Source organism: Chryseobacterium sp. 7, from assembly GCF_003663845.1.
Taxonomy (GTDB): Bacteria; Bacteroidota; Bacteroidia; order Flavobacteriales; family Weeksellaceae; genus Chryseobacterium.
Map to the genome: position 1 here is coordinate 1,701,710 of NZ_RCCA01000001.1, position 17,024 is coordinate 1,718,733.

19 protein-coding genes and 1 tRNA gene are annotated in these 17,024 nt (G+C 36.0%); 9 read left to right on the forward strand and 11 right to left on the reverse strand.

What is annotated here, in order from left to right; all coding sequences use genetic code 11:
* Positions 1-130: 130 nt before the first annotated feature.
* The 4 genes from trxB (at position 131) to CLU97_RS24185 (ending at position 2,639) form a co-directional block, all read left to right on the forward strand.
* The gene (gene trxB / locus CLU97_RS07795; protein ID WP_121487425.1) at positions 131-1,072 is read left to right on the forward strand and encodes a thioredoxin-disulfide reductase; all 942 of its coding nucleotides are present in this window, start codon (positions 131-133) and stop codon (positions 1,070-1,072) included.
* 490 nt (positions 1,073-1,562) lie between these two features.
* A complete protein-coding gene (locus CLU97_RS07800) occupies positions 1,563-1,940 on the forward strand; it encodes a VOC family protein (protein ID WP_121487426.1) in 378 nt (125 codons plus the stop codon).
* 334 nt (positions 1,941-2,274) lie between these two features.
* Positions 2,275-2,359 (forward strand) — tRNA-Ser (locus CLU97_RS07805).
* Positions 2,360-2,510: 151 nt separating this feature from the next.
* Positions 2,511-2,639, forward strand: coding sequence for a hypothetical protein (locus CLU97_RS24185; protein WP_262689741.1), 129 nt, complete (start codon positions 2,511-2,513; stop codon positions 2,637-2,639).
* 97 nt (positions 2,640-2,736) lie between these two features.
* Here the strand turns inward: CLU97_RS24185 and CLU97_RS07810 are convergent, their stop codons facing one another.
* The gene (locus CLU97_RS07810; RefSeq protein WP_121487427.1) at positions 2,737-3,525 is read right to left on the reverse strand and encodes a PhzF family phenazine biosynthesis protein; all 789 of its coding nucleotides are present in this window, start codon (positions 3,523-3,525) and stop codon (positions 2,737-2,739) included.
* Between the two features lie 139 nt (positions 3,526-3,664).
* On the opposite strand from CLU97_RS07810, the gene CLU97_RS07815 reads away from it, so the two are divergent.
* Positions 3,665-4,432 carry a helix-turn-helix transcriptional regulator gene (locus tag CLU97_RS07815; protein WP_121487428.1) on the forward strand — a complete coding sequence of 256 codons (768 nt, stop codon included), beginning with the start codon at positions 3,665-3,667 and terminating at the stop codon, positions 4,430-4,432.
* A gap of 33 nt (positions 4,433-4,465) precedes the next feature.
* The gene (locus CLU97_RS07820; protein WP_121487429.1) at positions 4,466-5,125 is read left to right on the forward strand and encodes a hypothetical protein; all 660 of its coding nucleotides are present in this window, start codon (positions 4,466-4,468) and stop codon (positions 5,123-5,125) included.
* Positions 5,126-5,361: 236 nt separating this feature from the next.
* Here the strand turns inward: CLU97_RS07820 and CLU97_RS07830 are convergent, their stop codons facing one another.
* The 7 genes from CLU97_RS07830 to CLU97_RS23990 all read right to left on the reverse strand — a co-directional run bounded on the left by CLU97_RS07830 (position 5,362) and on the right by CLU97_RS23990 (position 10,120).
* Positions 5,362-5,973 carry a low molecular weight phosphatase family protein gene (locus CLU97_RS07830; RefSeq protein ID WP_121487431.1) on the reverse strand — a complete coding sequence of 204 codons (612 nt, stop codon included), beginning with the start codon at positions 5,971-5,973 and terminating at the stop codon, positions 5,362-5,364.
* Between the two features lie 19 nt (positions 5,974-5,992).
* Complete coding sequence (locus CLU97_RS07835) at positions 5,993-6,466, reverse strand: DUF6428 family protein (RefSeq protein WP_121487432.1); 474 nt, start codon at positions 6,464-6,466, stop codon at positions 5,993-5,995.
* Between the two features lie 63 nt (positions 6,467-6,529).
* Entirely contained in the window at positions 6,530-6,859 is a 330-nt protein-coding gene (locus tag CLU97_RS07840; protein ID WP_121487433.1) for an ArsR/SmtB family transcription factor, read from the reverse strand.
* A 178-nt stretch (positions 6,860-7,037) separates the two neighbouring features.
* Positions 7,038-7,979 carry a 3',5'-cyclic-nucleotide phosphodiesterase gene (locus CLU97_RS07845; RefSeq protein WP_121487434.1) on the reverse strand — a complete coding sequence of 314 codons (942 nt, stop codon included), beginning with the start codon at positions 7,977-7,979 and terminating at the stop codon, positions 7,038-7,040.
* 125 nt (positions 7,980-8,104) lie between these two features.
* The gene (locus tag CLU97_RS07850) at positions 8,105-9,226 is read right to left on the reverse strand and encodes an agmatine/peptidylarginine deiminase (protein WP_121487435.1); all 1,122 of its coding nucleotides are present in this window, start codon (positions 9,224-9,226) and stop codon (positions 8,105-8,107) included.
* A 70-nt stretch (positions 9,227-9,296) separates the two neighbouring features.
* Positions 9,297-9,749: a GyrI-like domain-containing protein gene (locus CLU97_RS23985; protein WP_228437569.1), complete on the reverse strand. Its 453-nt coding sequence runs from the start codon at positions 9,747-9,749 to the stop codon at positions 9,297-9,299.
* Positions 9,750-9,802: 53 nt separating this feature from the next.
* Entirely contained in the window at positions 9,803-10,120 is a 318-nt protein-coding gene (locus tag CLU97_RS23990) for a helix-turn-helix domain-containing protein (RefSeq protein ID WP_228437571.1), read from the reverse strand.
* Between the two features lie 167 nt (positions 10,121-10,287).
* On the opposite strand from CLU97_RS23990, the gene CLU97_RS07860 reads away from it, so the two are divergent.
* On the forward strand, positions 10,288-10,536 hold the full coding sequence (locus CLU97_RS07860) for an FUSC family protein (protein ID WP_121487436.1): 249 nt from the start codon (positions 10,288-10,290) through the stop codon (positions 10,534-10,536).
* 78 nt (positions 10,537-10,614) lie between these two features.
* On the opposite strand, the gene CLU97_RS07865 is transcribed toward CLU97_RS07860, so the two are convergent.
* Together CLU97_RS07865 and CLU97_RS07870 are read right to left on the reverse strand one after the other, a co-directional pair.
* Complete coding sequence (locus CLU97_RS07865) at positions 10,615-12,069, reverse strand: sigma 54-interacting transcriptional regulator (protein ID WP_121487437.1); 1,455 nt, start codon at positions 12,067-12,069, stop codon at positions 10,615-10,617.
* Positions 12,070-12,135: 66 nt separating this feature from the next.
* Positions 12,136-13,275: a vWA domain-containing protein gene (locus tag CLU97_RS07870; RefSeq protein WP_121487438.1), complete on the reverse strand. Its 1,140-nt coding sequence runs from the start codon at positions 13,273-13,275 to the stop codon at positions 12,136-12,138.
* A 327-nt stretch (positions 13,276-13,602) separates the two neighbouring features.
* On the opposite strand from CLU97_RS07870, the gene CLU97_RS07875 reads away from it, so the two are divergent.
* Positions 13,603-14,370 (forward strand): IS5 family transposase, encoded by a 768-nt coding sequence (locus tag CLU97_RS07875; RefSeq protein ID WP_121486240.1) that lies wholly within the window; start codon positions 13,603-13,605, stop codon positions 14,368-14,370.
* A 73-nt stretch (positions 14,371-14,443) separates the two neighbouring features.
* Entirely contained in the window at positions 14,444-15,151 is a 708-nt protein-coding gene (locus CLU97_RS07880) for a hypothetical protein (protein ID WP_121487439.1), read from the forward strand.
* A 99-nt stretch (positions 15,152-15,250) separates the two neighbouring features.
* Here the strand turns inward: CLU97_RS07880 and CLU97_RS07885 are convergent, their stop codons facing one another.
* Positions 15,251-17,023 (reverse strand): flavin monoamine oxidase family protein, encoded by a 1,773-nt coding sequence (locus tag CLU97_RS07885; RefSeq protein WP_121487440.1) that lies wholly within the window; start codon positions 17,021-17,023, stop codon positions 15,251-15,253.
* Position 17,024: the final 1 nt, after the last annotated feature.

Here is a 17,024-nt window from a genome sequence, read left to right on the forward strand (position 1 = left end):
GCAATAACTACCATCGAAATTCAACATATCAGATATTGACAAGTATCATTAAAATAACTTTAAGGAGAAATTAAAAATTCCGAAATTAGCAGTCTTAATTCAAATTAAATCTTTTCGAACAAAGTAAATTATGGAGCAAAACATTTTAGATTGTGTGATCGTTGGATCTGGGCCTTCTGGCTTCACCGCTGCTATCTATGCAGCAAGAGCAGACTTGAAACCTGAATTATATACAGGTCTGGAGCCGGGCGGACAATTAACAACCACTACAGAAGTTGACAACTTCCCAGGGTATCCAGCCGGGATTACAGGTCCTGAAATGATGATGGATCTGCAAAAACAGGCAGAAAGATTTGAAACCAAAGTTCATTACGAAATGATCACTAAAGCTGAATTCTCTAAAGAAGTAGGCGGTGTTCATAAATTATATACAGGAAACAAAGAAATCCTTGCCAAAACAGTTATTATCTCTACAGGAGCTACTGCAAAATATTTAGGTCTTGACGATGAGAAAAAATATGCAGGAGGCGGTGTTTCAGCTTGTGCTACATGTGATGGATTTTTCTACAGAGGAAAAGATGTGGTAGTAGTAGGAGCGGGAGATACAGCGGCTGAAGAGGCTACTTACCTTGCAAAACTTTGTAAAAAAGTAACTTTATTGGTAAGAAAAGACGTTTTCAGAGCTTCCAAAGCAATGGTTCACAGAGTGGAAAGCACTCCGAATATTGAAGTGAAATTCCACCATGAATTAATCGGGATTGAAGGAGAAAACAGTCTGGTAGAAAGAGCCGTAATCATCAATAACCAGACTCAGGAGAAATCTACAGTGGATGTTGAAGGAATCTTTATCGCGATTGGTCACAAACCTAATACAGATATCTTCGTAGGTCAGATAGATCTTGATGAGAATGGATACATCGTTACTGAAAAAGGTTCTACAAGAACGAATCTTCCGGGAGTATTTGCTGCTGGTGACGTTCAGGATCATATCTACAGACAGGCTATTACAGCTGCGGGAAGCGGATGTATGTCTGCAATGGATGCAGAAAAATACTTAGCTGAATTACACTAATCGTATTCAACTTATATAACATAAAGCGTGCCCGATGGGTGCGCTTTTTTTATCTATTCATTTTGAACCATTAAGGATATTGAAGTTGTGAAGGGAAGTTAAGAAACATCAGAGATGTTTTAGAAAGTGTGGAGTTTCTTCTTAATATCCTTGCGTTTCCCCAACAGCATTTGTATTTTTTGTTGGGTAATCGCAAGGGCGCAAAGTTTTTCTAATCTTTATGTAGTTTTAAGGCGTAGGAAAATGGAAGATTTTCAGCAAAAAGTATAGGTTATCAATTTTATCGGAGATAAAATCTTTGCGCCTTATAACATTCTTTTTTTAATATTACTTGCGTCTTTGCGTTTTCCAACAAAAATATTTCTTCATATCAATTACCCAATGAGAAATTAATGAAATATCTAATGAAAACATTAATATATTTGTGAAATTGCAAAACGATCTGAATTTGCACATAAGAAACTATCAACTGAATAAAAACGAATAAAAAATGAAAAGAGTAACTGCTATTGGAGGAATCTTCTTTAAGTGTAAAGACCCGGAACAAGTAAATGAATGGTACAAAACCCACCTTGGATTACCAACCAGCCCATATGGTGCCAAATTCGACTGGAAAGATGAAGAATCTGATAAAAAAGGATATACCTTATGGAGCCCTTTTAAAGAATCAACTCAGTATTTTGAGCCCTCTACTAAAGAATTTATGATTAATTATCATGTGGAAAATATTGAAGCACTGGTAGAAGCACTGAAAAAAGAAGGGGTAACAGTATTGGATGAGGTAGCAACATACGAATACGGAAAGTTTGTGCACATCCTGGATCCGGAAGGAAATAAAATCGAATTATTCGAACCGGTAGGAGAGTAGTGCTTTTCTGTAGAATGACAAACATTATAACTGAAGACGCAATCATTCCCCTCCCCTGGAGGGGTGGTGAAAATTCAAAGAATTTTTGATGGGAGGTCTATACACTTCTATCCATCATTCAACTTTGCATGGAGCTGCACAAGAGTAAATTTTAAATAAAGCTTCTAAAATACCAGTATCAGGTGGCTTCCAGAAAATAATTCAACAAAAATAATTCCCCTGATTCCTAGTATATTATTAAGTTTTGTTAAAATTTGTGATGCAAAAGTTTTGCAGAAAATAAAAATCGTTCTATATTTGCACCACTGAAAACAACGGTATAGCCGGAGTTTAAGGAGAGTTGGCAGAGTGGTCGATTGCGGCAGTCTTGAAAACTGTTGACTGTAACAGGTCCGGGGGTTCGAATCCCTCACTCTCCGCAAAAAAGCCTTGAATCAAAAGATTCAAGGCTTTTTTTATATCTGGATGAACAGAATAACATTTTAGTAGAAATTATTAGGAGTAATTGAATAAAAGGCTATTGATCCCCTTTTCAATTATATTTATTATTTTTGATATAAATATAATTGAATGAAAAATTTAGAAAACAGAAAAATTGAACAAACAAAATTAAAAACTATCAAAGGAGGAACTTTAGTTTATACTGAAGATCCTAAGCCAACGACGTCTCCCCAAGGTGCTGGAGAAGTTATAAAATAGCAATTTTGTCTAATACAATAGTGTTAGTGTTACATAAAAAAGCCTTGAACCAAAGGATTCAAGGCTTTTTATTGTTGCATATTTCTTTATATAGCTTTTACTCTATCCAAAAGTATCCCACAGAATAAGTTCTTGCCTTTCCTGCCACAATTACCCTTTCATTTTTATTCTCACAATAAAGCTGGCCGCCTCTTTCAGAAATCTGGCGGGCAAAAAGGGTATCTTTTCCTAATCTTTCAGACCAGAACGGAATAAGTGAGCAGTGTGCAGAACCAGTAACAGGATCTTCAAGAATTGAAGATTGTGAAGTAAAATACCTTGAGACAAAATCGCTGTTTGTACCTGTTGATGTTACAATAACGCCGCCCGGATCCAGATTGATAAGATCAAAAATAGACCTTTCAATCTCAATGTTTTTTATATCCTCCTCAGAATCGTATACCAAGACATAGTCTCTTGCTTTGAAGACTTCTTTAGGCTGCATATTCAGTGATTGGGCTATTGTATCCGGAAGAGCAGCAACTTCGGGCATTCTTGATGGGAAGTCCATGTAATACATCCCGTCTTTGACATCTACAGTTAGCTCACCGCTTTTGGTGTCAAATGTTATTCTGTTGCTCTTATAGTTTAAGATGGTAGCTAAGCAGTGCGCGGTGGCAAGGGTAGCATGTCCACATAAGTCCATTTCTATTTCAGGGGTAAACCATCTCAGGTGTATTGTATTGCCATTATCAATGAAGAAAGCTGTTTCTGCTACAGCATTTTCACGGGCTATTTTTAATAGGATCTCATCAGGTAACCAATTTTTTAATGGAACTACACATGCAGGATTTCCATGGAAAATCTCATCTGTAAAGGCATCTATTTGGTATAATTCTAACTTCATGACTGATAATATTTCATTTGTATAAAGATAATCTATTTCCTACAGGGAGATTTATAATATTTTTTTTAAAAAATCATTTTGTACTATTCTCATTCGTATGCAATATATTTGAATATAAAATTTATACAGCTGATCTTATATGACAAAGCTTTTACTTTTCTTTTCAACCGGGTACTTTATTTATCTTGGACGCGCTGTTGATACCGTAGTTCATGAGCATCATGCGATACAGATTGCTCTAAGCCTTGAGGATAAGATAGAGGTGATTTCATCAGGCTCTGTGATTAAGTATAAAGCTGTAATTATTGATTCTGATGAACCTCATGAATGCAGAACCTATGATAATACATTCTTATTGATCAGCATTGATCCTGAATGTAAAATTGGGGCAGGTCTTAAAAAATCTTATCTATCCGGGCAAAAAATAACCACATTGCCTGAAACAATGGTGGAAGAATTGTTGGAAGATATCAAGCCGCTGCTGGAGAGCAATACATCAGCTGATCCTCTTTTCAATACGATCCTTCATTTTCTCCAGAAACTATCAAACACAGGTGAAACTGAGGAAATGGATGAGAGAATCATGAAGGTTCTTGATATTCTTAAGCAACCTGGAATTGAGCCTCTGAAAATTGAAAGTTTATCAGCTGTAGTCTATCTTTCTCCAAGCAGACTCATACATTTATTTACAGAACAGGTGGGTATTCCGATAAGGAAGTATATTCTGTGGGCAAGACTGTTAAGAGCATTACAATATATCTTTGATGGCTATCCTTATACAGATGCGGCTCTGGAAGCTGGTTTTTCAGATGCTCCGCATTTCAACCGTACTTTCAAGAGGATGTTTGGACAGTCTCCTTCATTTTTATTGCAGAATAGCCAAATCATACAAGCCCATGTAAAATAACCAACAGATCTTTGCCTATATAAAATTGATATTATGTATGCAATAAACCACGCTGCAACGGCTCTGCTGATTAAAAAAAATAATCCGGAAGTCCCATTGTTTCCACTTTTGATTTCCGTACAATTTGTAGAAGTGTTATGGGTGTTTTTTAATTATTTTGGTTGGGAGCATTTTTCTGTTTATGGGGGTAGGGTACATCTGGATTTTCTGCCTTATTCACATTCTGTTTTTTCAGGAGTGGCAGCAGCCGTACTTTCGTTTTGTGTCATCAACTGGGGCTATAAAAACAAAAAAATGGCCATAGCCTTTGCCATTGGGGTTGTGTCCCATGTTATTATTGATGTGATCTTTCATGAAAAGGATATTCAGCTGTCACCATTTTCTGCCAAACCTGTTTTAGGGCTTGGAATTCTTGATTATCCTATGTTGAATTTTATTATTGAGTTTGCATATGGGATCTTTTGCTGGTGGTATTTTAAAGGAAGTAAATCTTTGCTTTGGGTAATCATTATTTTTAATATTCTTGATTTACCGATGATGCTGGCACACGGTGATGCATTGACTCCTTTTGTCAAGTACCCTTTTATTCTACCTTCGGTTATACTATTCCAGATCCTTATTACATGGTATTTTGTGTACCGTTATGCCCATTCAAAAAACGATAAAAATGGTTCTGTTATGGAAGAAATTTAATGCTGGTGTAAAAATTATTCCCTTCAAAATCAGTATAGTATAAAGGCATCACTGTTTTTTGTGATGCCTTTTTTATAGAAGATCTCAGATTATTCATAGTACCATTTCCTTTCAATAATAAACTTATTTTTACGAGAAGTAGTAATACCATGATTTTTATTAAAAGGCCAATGTTATCTGGAAAAATCTGCGGATAATGAATAAACGGGTAAGAAATTTTAATTTGGGCTGCATAATTATCTTTTGATGTTAGAAAAAACATAGAACATTTCTTTAGCAATTTCTAAACTTCTTTCTGCATACACTTTTTCCTGTTCCGAAGTATGGTCTGAAATTTTAGGATCGTCAAAAGTGATGGGGATTCTTTTATCTGCACCTGGAATGAACGGGCATCCGCCATCTGCCTGTGAGCAAGTCATAATTGCTGCAAATCCCGAAACTGGATTGTAGAGATTGTCATATTTTTTAGAAAAGCCAATAACGGGTAGGCTATTGTCATCGTATCTTATTACATACACCGGATTGGCTGTATCGGCAATGCTGAAAACTCTGAACCCTTGATCATTCAGGGTTTCTGCAACTTTAGGAAATAAAGCTGTAATTTCTGTTCCTCCCGAATAACAGTGAACTTTCGGAATCGCAAAGAAAGAAGCCGCTGCCTGTGCCCAAATCTGAGCCAAATGACTTCGGCGGGAATTATGGGTGCAGATGAAATTCAGATTAATTTCTTTGTCTTCATCTACTTTTTGCCTGATGAAGCTGATCAATGGCTCCAAAACCTCTTTTCTGTTGGAATTTATAGTATCCAATCGTAAAGAATGAATAATATTTAATATTTCTTGATACATAAGGTTTTGATAAGTTTAATTAACAGCAGCCTGATCCCGGAGTACAAGCAGATGTTGGGTTTGCAGATAATTCAGACAGGTTTCTCTTTTGTTTTTCGGATGGAATACCACAGGCTTCCTGTGCAAGGCAGGCTGTCGTTTTGTTTTTCAGGACGAAGTTTTTACCGTTAAATTCCAAATCATACTTGCCAATAGTCTCTCCCTGATATTCTACTTCAATTTCTGAGTCTTCTATTCTCAGTTTTTCTTCAGAAAGCTGGATGATATGAATTAGCTTTCCCGGTTTCAGGCGATGTTCATAGTCATCAGCGTTCCATAACTGGAAGTTGACCACTTTTTCATTTCTGATTACTCCTCCGCAATCGATGAATTTTTTTATAATTTGTCCTACTTCCGTAATATGGAAGTGTTCAGGAACAAAGTTTCCGTTTTCTAATTGAAATTCAACATTTTCCAGCGTTGGGAGAATTTCTTTAATTTCTGATAGTCTCATAGTAGATTAAATTTAGTTAGTGTTATATTGCAATATTACGATGTGTTTATTTAAAAAAATGCCTTAACAGCATTGCTTTATTATGACATCCTGATTAAAAAACAGGTTGAACTCATTTTGAAATTGTTTCCAAATACTTTCATTAATGCAGTAGCATACAGATTTTCCCTCAATTGAACCTTTTATGATTCCCATATTTTTTAGTTCTTTTAAATGTTGAGAAATTGTGGCCTGGGCAAGTCCGAGCTCTTCAACAAGATCATTACAGATGCATGCTTTTTGATTGATGATATATTGTAAAATGGCTATTCTGGCCGGATGTCCCAAAACTTTAAGCAGAGAAGCCAGCTTATTTTGTTCTTCAGTATAGATATCTGTTTTAGTAACACCCATTATTGTAATTTTATATTGCAATATTACGATGATAAATTAATTTAGCAATGAAAAAGCATAATTAATTTTAATGAGTTGTAGTTAAATATATGAATGTTAGTTGTTTATAGCTGTTCTGTTGAGAGGGAATCTGAAATAAAAAAGATGAAGCAAAATTGGCTTCATCTTTTAATATATCTTATGGTAAACTAATCTTTTTACCCTGTTCCGGAAAAACATAATTTACTTTCAGAGGATTGTTTTTCAGTAATTCTTTTTTAATCAGTTCAGGATTATCGCCTGTAGGTTTTCTATGAGTGACGACAATATTGAGTCCCTCAAGGTTGCTTTGTCCGGTTTTTTCTTTCAGCTTACTTAATTCCTCAGTCAGCAGGTTAGGAGTAAGGTGTCCGAATAACAGATTCTCAGGCTGGCTGTTTGGAAAAGAAACTTCAATTAATATAGTATTCAGCTGTCTTTTTTTAACAAGAGGAGCTATTGTACTCCAAAGATGGTCCAGACGGTCAGATTTTTCAATGCGGTCTGCCCCGGTATCTCCCAGATAAAGCAGATAGTGGTGGTTTCTTCTTACCAGTGCAGCACTGCTTTTATAAGGATTTACATGGCTCAGCTCGTAACCTGTTATAAAAAACGGAGTTTTAGGTGCAGGAATTTCAGTTCCTTCCTGAAGCTCATTATAATGGTATTTTCCAAGGATAGGTTTTTGTCCCTGATCTGCAAAATTGATCCACGTATCCGTAATAAAGTAATGATTCTGCAAAATCTGAATCACAGGAGCTATAGCAAAAATATCTTTTTTAGAATCCGCCGGAGAATTGATGATAAGTCCTGATAAATGATCAAGGTGGCCGTGCGACACGAAATATCCTTTTATCTGATCTTTTAGAACCGTTTCTGCCGAACCATCAAGGCTTTTCAATTCAATCGCTTTTCGGATTCCTGTATTTACAGTTCCGGCATCAAGACATAGAAATGCATTGTCTTTTGGAGCACCTACCAGATAGGCAGATAAATTATCTTCCTGCTCACCACCATATATTCCTAGAGGAATGACATCAAAGTTCTGTGCTTTACAAACAATATTCAGAAGAACCAATAAAGAAAGTGCTGTTTTTTTCATAATACTTACAATAGAAAATCATCCTTTTTCAGGATGGGCAGAGCAAATTTACGCTATTTTTTGGCGACTGGCATTCTCTATCAGAAAAGCCTGCTGAAAATGAGCAGGTCTTTCTTTTAAGACTATTATTGAGGCTGTTGTTGGGTTACACAATGTACCATTCCGCCATTAGCAAATAAGTTACGGCAGTCTATTCCAACCACTTGCTTACTAGGGTAGAGCTGTTGAATAATATTATTGGCAACCGCATCATTCGGGTCATTGTAATTAGGAACCAATACACGGTTATTGGCAATATAATAATTAATGTAAGAAGCTCGGCCTACATTTTTTCCGTAAGTAGTGATCACATCGTTTCTTGTTAAAGGTACTTTTACAAACTGGTAAGCTGCTCCGGTTTTGGTAGTGGCATCGTACAGATTATCAATATCTCCGTTAGGAACCTGCCAGTATTTAAGATCATCAGGGCTCATTGTGATAATGGTAGATGAGTTGGCGAACCGGGCAAAACCGTCAATGTGCATATCTGTAATATCCAGACCTGCTTTTCCGTTCAGCCAGATAAACTTCGTTACGCCTAAATTTTTAGTAAATATAGCTTCTGCTTCCTGTTGGGTCATTCCTGGATTCCTGTTATTATTAAGAATAGAACTTTTACAGGCCATTAATACTCCATTTCCGTCAATTTCCATACTACCGCCTTCATTAACCATCACTGAATTAAGATTGATTTTTGGAAGATTGGTATCAGCGGCTATTTTGGAAGGAATTGCATTACATTTGCTGTAATCGGCTTTGTTTCCCCAGCCGTTAAATCCCCAGTCCTGAATAAATAACTGGCCATTTTGATCTTTCACATAGATTGGTCCGTTATCTCTTACCCAGAAATCATCAGTCTGATAAAGTTTAAAATTAATATGGGTTAGCGGAACTCCGGCACTGTTTAAAAGTCCTGTAATACGGCTCTTTTCTGTGTTGTCATAAGCAATAATATGAACTTTTTCACTTTGTACCAGTTCTTTGGTCATCGCTACCCAGGTTACATCCAGACGGTTACGGTAGGTTATTCCGTATTGATACTGATGCGGCCATTGAAGCCATGTTCCTTCATGTTTTGCAGATTCTTCCGGCATTTTGTAAACAGGCGTTACCGGAGTGGTAGTCCCTGGAGATTCTGGTGTATCTGTCTGTGAACATGAAAATAAAAGAGCAGGTAATAGCAGGAATAAAATTTTCTTTTTTTGCATAATTGATCTATTTTTTAATAGGGCAAAATTAGATCTGCGAAAATTTTTAAAGTTGTCCCAAATTGACAACTTATTTCAGAGGTAACAAAATATAGGTAAGCTGTTCTTCCTGATCATCTTCATGTTCAGCATGTCTTTCATATTTTTCTATGATAGGAGTGTGCGAAAATTCAAGTCCGGAATTAAAAATCCAGCGGGAATAGATTTTTGTGTAGGTATCATCTATTGTTTCGTAGCTTCCTTTATGAGTAAACCGGGCATATTTTCCGCCAAATATTGTTTTTGAAGGAAGGATTTTGCTGGCAGATTGAACAGAAGCACATGCATCATACCTACAGTTGATTTCCGTTTTAATCAAAGGTTCATCTGCTATAACTCCAAAATATTCTATTCCGGAATGCGGAAACTCATTTTCCATGAATTTTCCCCACAGTACTTCAATTTCTTCGTTGTTATAATAGGTTTTAACACTTTGATAATACACCTGTAATGGCTTAAGATATACAATTTCCGGTTCCAACAATACATCAGATGCAATTGGGATGATTTCATCTTCACAAAGAAGTTTTTCTTTAGTTAATCTTGCTGCTTTGGGGAAATTCCAAAATGGAGTTTAAAAGCTTTTGAAAAAGAAGCAATATTGGCAAAACCCACCTCAATGGCAATGGTGGTAAGGTTTTCCTGGGTATAAAGAATTCGTTTATAAGCATTTTCTACCTTCAGTCTTTGCTGGAAAGCACCTATTGTTTCTCCACAGCTGTATTTAAAGATGCGTTGAATATTTCGGTAAGAATAATGGGAAATATCTTCCAGTTCCTTCACAGAAACAGGCTGATCGTAATTCTTTTCCATGAAATTGATAACTCTGTAAATACAATTCAGGTTGTCTTCCATAAATTTTGAAAATTTCCGAAATAAATAGTGCAAAATAAAGTTACAAATAAAAGAAATAAAAAAATGTCTCGGCAATATTGTATTTTAGCTTTCGGTTAAAATAGATTGTAAAACAATAAATTTTACTGATTTAAAACCCAAAATAACCGGAAAATCTTAACTAAACCATGGAGAAAGAATTATCGGAATTAACAGATCAGGAACTGTTGGAGAAAAAAAGAACAATTGAAGCCCGCAATATCTCCAATGCTGTTATCCTTGGAGTATTAGTTGGTATAGCTATTTATAGTATGATAACCAAGGGACTTAGTTTGATGACTTTCATCCCTGTATTATTTGCTTTTTTTGTGGCAAACAGCTGGAATAAAGATAAGAAAGCATTGAAAAAAGAATTAAGTTCAAGAAATCTAAAATAAATAATCATTTAAAAATAAAAAAACCTTCAGGGTAAATCTGAAGGTTTTTTTATAGGTAATTTACTGAATGAAAACTTGTTAATTGCGTAAAAACTGACCAATACCAGGAGAATCAAAAGTAAAAGCATTCTGATTTTCAGATTTGTCAATTTTATTACTGATCGTTAATGCCCAAAGAACTAATTCTTTACAGAAATTCTGGTCTTCTGCACTCAGATCTGATGCATTTTCTTTTATTACAGTAGTAAGTGGTTCTATCTTATTCAGTTTAGCGTAGAATTCTTCATCCGTATCATTGTAATTGAGCTCCAGGTGATTTTTATTGAACCATCTGATCAGGTCAGTATAAGGTGTTTTAATTCCTTCTTTCTCCAGTTTGGAAATACGTGGAAATATGCTTTCAAACTGAGTCATTACCGCTTTATCAATTAAGATTTTAGCTACATAATCTGCACCTTCCTGTTCTCCTTCATACACCAGTTCAATTTTTCCGGTGATGGATGGAATGATGGACATGAAATCCAGCAGACGGACCGTTGTTTTTCCGGCACCAGACTCAATCAAACGCAGTTTGGCCGCTGCCATTAAGTTTTCCATAGCGCTGATGGTAAGGCGGGCACTTACACCGCTTTTTGCATCTACATATTCACTGATACGGGCTGCAAAGGCTACTTCTTCCAAAAGATCTTTCGCTAGATCAGGAATTTGGATCTGAGCTTTATCTTCAGCAGAAATTAGGGCTTCCTGTTCTGTAATCTGTCTTGCAAGGGCAATGGTTTTTGGATAATGGGTGAAAATCTGTGACCCGATCCTATCTTTTAGCGGCGTTACAATACTTCCTCTGTTGGTATAATCTTCCGGATTGGCGGTAAATACAAACTGAATATCCAACGGCATTCTCAGCTGGAATCCACGGATCTGAATATCTCCTTCCTGCAAAATATTAAACAGGGAAACCTGAATTCTTGCCTGCAGATCCGGCAATTCATTCAATACAAAAATAGAACGGTTCGCACGGGGAATCATTCCGTAATGTAAAACACGTTCATCAGAATAGGGTAACTTTAAGGTTGCCGCTTTGATGGGATCTATATCTCCAATTAAATCAGCTACATTTACATCCGGAGTCGCCAGCTTTTCGTAGAAACGTTGGGAACGGTGTACCCATGAAATTGGAGTTTCGTCTCCTAATTCTTCAATAAGATCTTTGGCAAATTTTGAAATAGGGTAGAATGGGCTGTCGTTGATCTCGGAACCTTTTACAACAGGCATATATTCGTCAAGCAGATTGACCATACTTCTTGCAATTCTGGTTTTGGCCTGGCCACGAAGTCCCAGCAAATTGATGTGATGACCTGCCAGAATCGCTTTTTTCAATTGAGGGACAACCGTGTCTTCATAGCCCCAAAGTCCTTCAAATACGGGTTCTTTAGCCTTAATCCTGACAATTAAGTTGGCCTGGATTTCTTCATTAATCGTCTTATGGGTATAACCGGAGTTTTTTAATTCTTTGAATGTAATATCGTTTTTCATTTTCTTGTAATACTAATTATCTGGTAAGATTTTTATTTTGAATGCTTTAAAGTAACAATCTGACTTTTATATTCTTCTTATTCTGTTTTTCTCGTAATCTTCAAAAATCATTTGTCCTAAACCTGAAAGTCCCGTTAGAAAGGCTTTACCTTTGTTCTGAGCTGTAAATTCTTCTATAAACTGACGCAGGTAAGGATCTTGGGCAATCATAAATGTAGTGATTGGAATTTTCAGTTTTCTGGCCTGTGCTGCCCTGTTGAGACATTGGTTAACAATTTTCTCATCCAACCCGAAGCTGTTCATATAAAATTCTCCGCTGGGTAGCTGAATACAGCTTGGTTTCCCGTCTGTAATCATGAAAATCTGCTTGTTGGTATTTCTTTTTCTGCGGAGAATATCCATGGCAAGCTCAAGTCCGGCTACAGTATTGGTGTGATAAGGACCTACTTTTAAATAGGGAAGGTCTTTGATTTTGATAGGCCAGGCTTCGTTTCCGAAAACAATGATGTCAATGGAATCTTTAGGATATTTCCTTTTAATTAACTCCACGAGAGCCATAGCCACTTTTTTGGCCGGGGTAATACGATCTTCACCGTATAGGATCATGGAGTGGCTGATGTCAATCATCAGAACGGTACTCATCTGTGCCTTGTGTTTGGTTTCCTCTACTATGAGGTCTTCCTCTGTTAGGCGGAGGTCTGAAATTCCGTTGTTGATCTGGGCATTTTTTAAGCTTTCTGTCATGTTGACGGCTGCCAGATCATCTCCGTATTGAAAAGAGCGGTTTTCGCCATCTCTTTCATCCCCGATTCCTGTTTTGTTGGTACGGTGATTTCCTGCTCCGTTTTTTTTCAGTTTTCCAAAAATCTGATCCAGAGCATATTCACGAAGAGCGGCTTCCAGCTTTGGTGTTAAAATATTTTTCCCTTTTCCGCTTCCCGTATTGCCTTCCTCGGGATCTTCTTCTTTAATATAACCTCTTTTTTTCAGGTCTTCTTCAAAATCCTGAAGGGTATATTCATCACTGAAGATATCATATTCTTTGTCCAGCATATCAAGCCACTCGAAGGCTTCCTCAAGATCTCCTGAGGTATGGGTAAGCAAATCTTTGAAAACATCAAAGATCCGGTCAAAATGAGAGATTTCTTCCGGCACATGCTTACTGAATATAAATCCTTTATGAGGATTGAAATTTTTATCTGTCATAAGATGATAAGCTGTTTTGCTTGTTGTTTTACATTTAAATATATCAGATTAAACGATGATTTATCTGATGTATTCTTTATTTCGTTTCAATCTGAAAAGTTAGCAAAATATCATCTTAAGATTTCCCCGGATAAATAGAAAAAACTAATGATAGTGATATGGAATCGAAATACAATATCAAATTATTTATTAGTTTAATAATTGGAATAAATAAATTTATTTAAAATAGCTTCATAACTATATATTTTTTGAATATAAGAGCCTGTTTAAATTTTCGTAGAAAATTTTGTTAAGAGGCTTTCAGAGGTTGGATATTTGAAAAAAAAAATGAAATACCCAACCGATTTAACTGAAAACCAGTGGCAATATATAAAGAAAACGATGAACCTAAAAGAGAGAAAGAGAAAATATCCTCTTCTTTTGATTTGGAACTCCTTAATGTATTTGATAAAAACAGGTTGCCAGTGGCGTATGCTTCCTAAAGATTTCCCCAAATGGCAATTGGTTTATTACTATTATATCCGTTGGACGGAGTTGGGATATTTTGACTTAATTCTAGAAAAGCTACGAATGAAAGTTCGTATAAAAAAGGGTCAGCGAGCAGAAGCCTCCTTAGGAATAATGGATAGCCAAAGTGTACGCTGGGGCAATAATAGAGGTCTTCATGGCGTAGATGGAAATAAGAAAATAAAAGGAATAAAACGCCATGTGCTAGTAGATAAGAATGGATTTTTAATCGCAGTGATGGTTTGTGTAGCCAATATTCATGATAGTAAGGCTGGATTGCTTTTGCTTAGATTACTCAGGGAAGAGCTGATGAATTTCAAGTGTATTCTTGCTGATGCAGGCTATAGAGGAGATTTTCTAGATAAAGCTCATAGCCTTTATTCATACCTGGTAAAAGTGGTAAGTCGGGATAAAGAAAAACAAGCTAAAAAAGAGTTTAAACCCGTAAGTAAACGATGGGTAATAGAAAGAACTTTTGCTTGGTTTGATAATGACAGAAGGCTTTGTAGGAACTATGAACTACTGCATGAGTCTTCCGAAAATATGACCAAATTATCCGCTATAAAATTATTACTCAATAAAATTTAAACAGGCTCTAAATATTATGTTAGTTTTTTATCATAATTTTAAATAAGTTATAATGTATAATAAAATATAAACTATGCCATTACAAAAATCACTTAATGAAAAGAATCAAGAACTTTATACATCACTTTTGAAGCAAGGTTTTGAAATTAATTTTGAAATTGATCCTTCAGTATCATCATGGTATGCTCAACCTAAGTTTAAGTATGTCATTGGTGCTCCTACTGATGAACTTAATCATACAGCTATGGCTCATGAATTGCTACACATCAAACTTGAAGGAATGGGATTTGAAAATTCTATTAATATTTACAAATATTTCAACGAAAAAACTAATGAAATATTTGATGCTAATTTTGTGGGAAATTTGAATAATTCACTTGCTCATTTTAAAATGTTAGATGATTTTATTCAGATGGGGTATAGTATTGATGATTTTTTACAAGATACTCCAAGGGAATATTTTGTAAAAGATATGATTGTAAGATTAGCTTTTTTAATTCAAGATGAACTTAATCATGATAAGGTAGCTTTATTAAAGGAAATAATACTTATGATTTCAACGGCTAAATTATTTAATCTATATAAAATTAAACAAGACTCAACAACAGAAGGTGTACATGAAGATATCATTATTATAACTTTAAAAAAAATTAATGAAAATATTATTAATGAGCTGAATAATTTGTTTCAGGAATGGATTGATACCAATACTTTAACCAATCAATTTTTTTTTCAAAAATTAACTGATTTAATTGAATCATCAGAATTTATGAAGACTTAGTTTTATGAGTTTGAAAACCAATTATTCAAATTTAACGTCAATACTATACAACAAAAGCTCCGACATTATCCGGAGCTTTATTGTTATTCTAGAAGTGGTTTACCAGCCTAAGTAATACTCGGTATCCAGCCAGTAAGGCCAGTCTAAATGATAATGGGTTTGAAGCATTTTTTCAGCTTCACAGAACGCTCCTTCTACCCAGCCCTGCTGATCAGAATACGCTTCCCCAATAATATGAATCTGTTCATCTGCCAGAGGTTTTCTCATATAAGGCATTACATCTTTTACGGAAAAACCTGCTTTCCAGGCATGATATCCTGCACCGTAAGGATCATCTGTCCAGTCTCTGAAATAGGTTACATAAGGCTCAGGAATATCTACACCATGTAATTCTTTCAGCTGATTCATCAATTCATTGACCATAAACTGAGTGGCCTGAACGTCATCAAACTTGTGCAATTCTTCCAGAGATGCAGATCTGGCAGCTCTTACTTTAAACAAAACTTTATCATCAGAAAGCGCTTTCCAGAAGGTCTCGGTTTCCATATCACCATAGCTTCCCAATAGCATTGAGTTTTTGGTCTCATTATCTGTACCAAAGTAATAACACTGTCTCATCGGCAAATCTGTAATAGAATGCCCGGATTCAATTCCCATTTCTCTCCACCATGGTCCTTCAAAGCCCATCAGGATTTTAAATGCGGGTTCCATAATGATAGAGCGTATATTTTTATTCAGTTCCTGATGTCTGCTGGCATCAAAAAAGAAGTTATTCTGATCCAGAAGCTCAAGAGATTTTCTTGGCATACCCAATACGATTGAATTGGCATATACTTTCCATGTTGTGTTGCTTTGGATGTTCAGGAAAGTAAGTTCATATTTGTGAGTTGCCATTAAATGATGATCTTTGGTGAAGGTAATCAGTTTATTTTCAGACCAAATGCGGGCGCCTTCATATTCCATATACGTGTTGGCAACTGCATAAGCAATGCTGTCATAACCTTCTTCAATGGTTTTGTAAGTAGTATCGGCAGAAAAATCTCCTACCATATAAGGAAATGCCTCTGCAGAATTCCAGTTGATTGTATTGGAATAATACCCTCCGGCATTGGCTAAGAATTCATAACCTTCCTGAGAAACCTGGTCTTTGATTAAGTTCCAGAAACCGATATCGTTTACTAAACGGTTATCATAAGGAGAGCCTGGAAAATTGTAAACCATTCTCGGCTTTATAGCATCCCAATCTTTGCTGGTCAGTTTGAATGTATAATCATAGCCGTTAGGATCTGCAATAATAAGATCTTTATAAGTTGCAGCCACCCATGGATCTGACATGAGTACATTATAAATGATTTTATTGAATAACTGGTCAGAACTGAAACCCTCATCATTTTCATTCAGGAAATAGCGGGTAATCAGTTTATTGCCCTGTTTTTGCTCTTCTGTCCATGCGTTTTGTTTGAAGCGTTCTTTTCTGATATACATGAATAGTTTGTCCGGCTCACCCATAGGAAACTCAACAGGGGTCATTTTATCTTTTAATACCGGTGTTCTTTTGTTCAGATCTTTTTCTTTTAACGGATAACCTTCTATCAGAGTGGTTACGATTTCCTGAGAAGTCAGATAACGCATTCCGCCAAGCTCACCCCAGAAATTCATTCCGGGCATGATTACGGATTCCAGTCTTCCGCCTAATCTGTCGCTCATATCGAAGATCTGAACTTCATGACCTTTATATTTATTAGCCGTTACCAAACGGAAAGCGGTGTATAATCCGGAAGTTCCGGCACCTATAATGGCTACCTCTGTTTTCAGGTCGGGCTGGATCCCCGGATATAGCGGGGTATTTTTGTTTACGTTTTCTTGATTCATG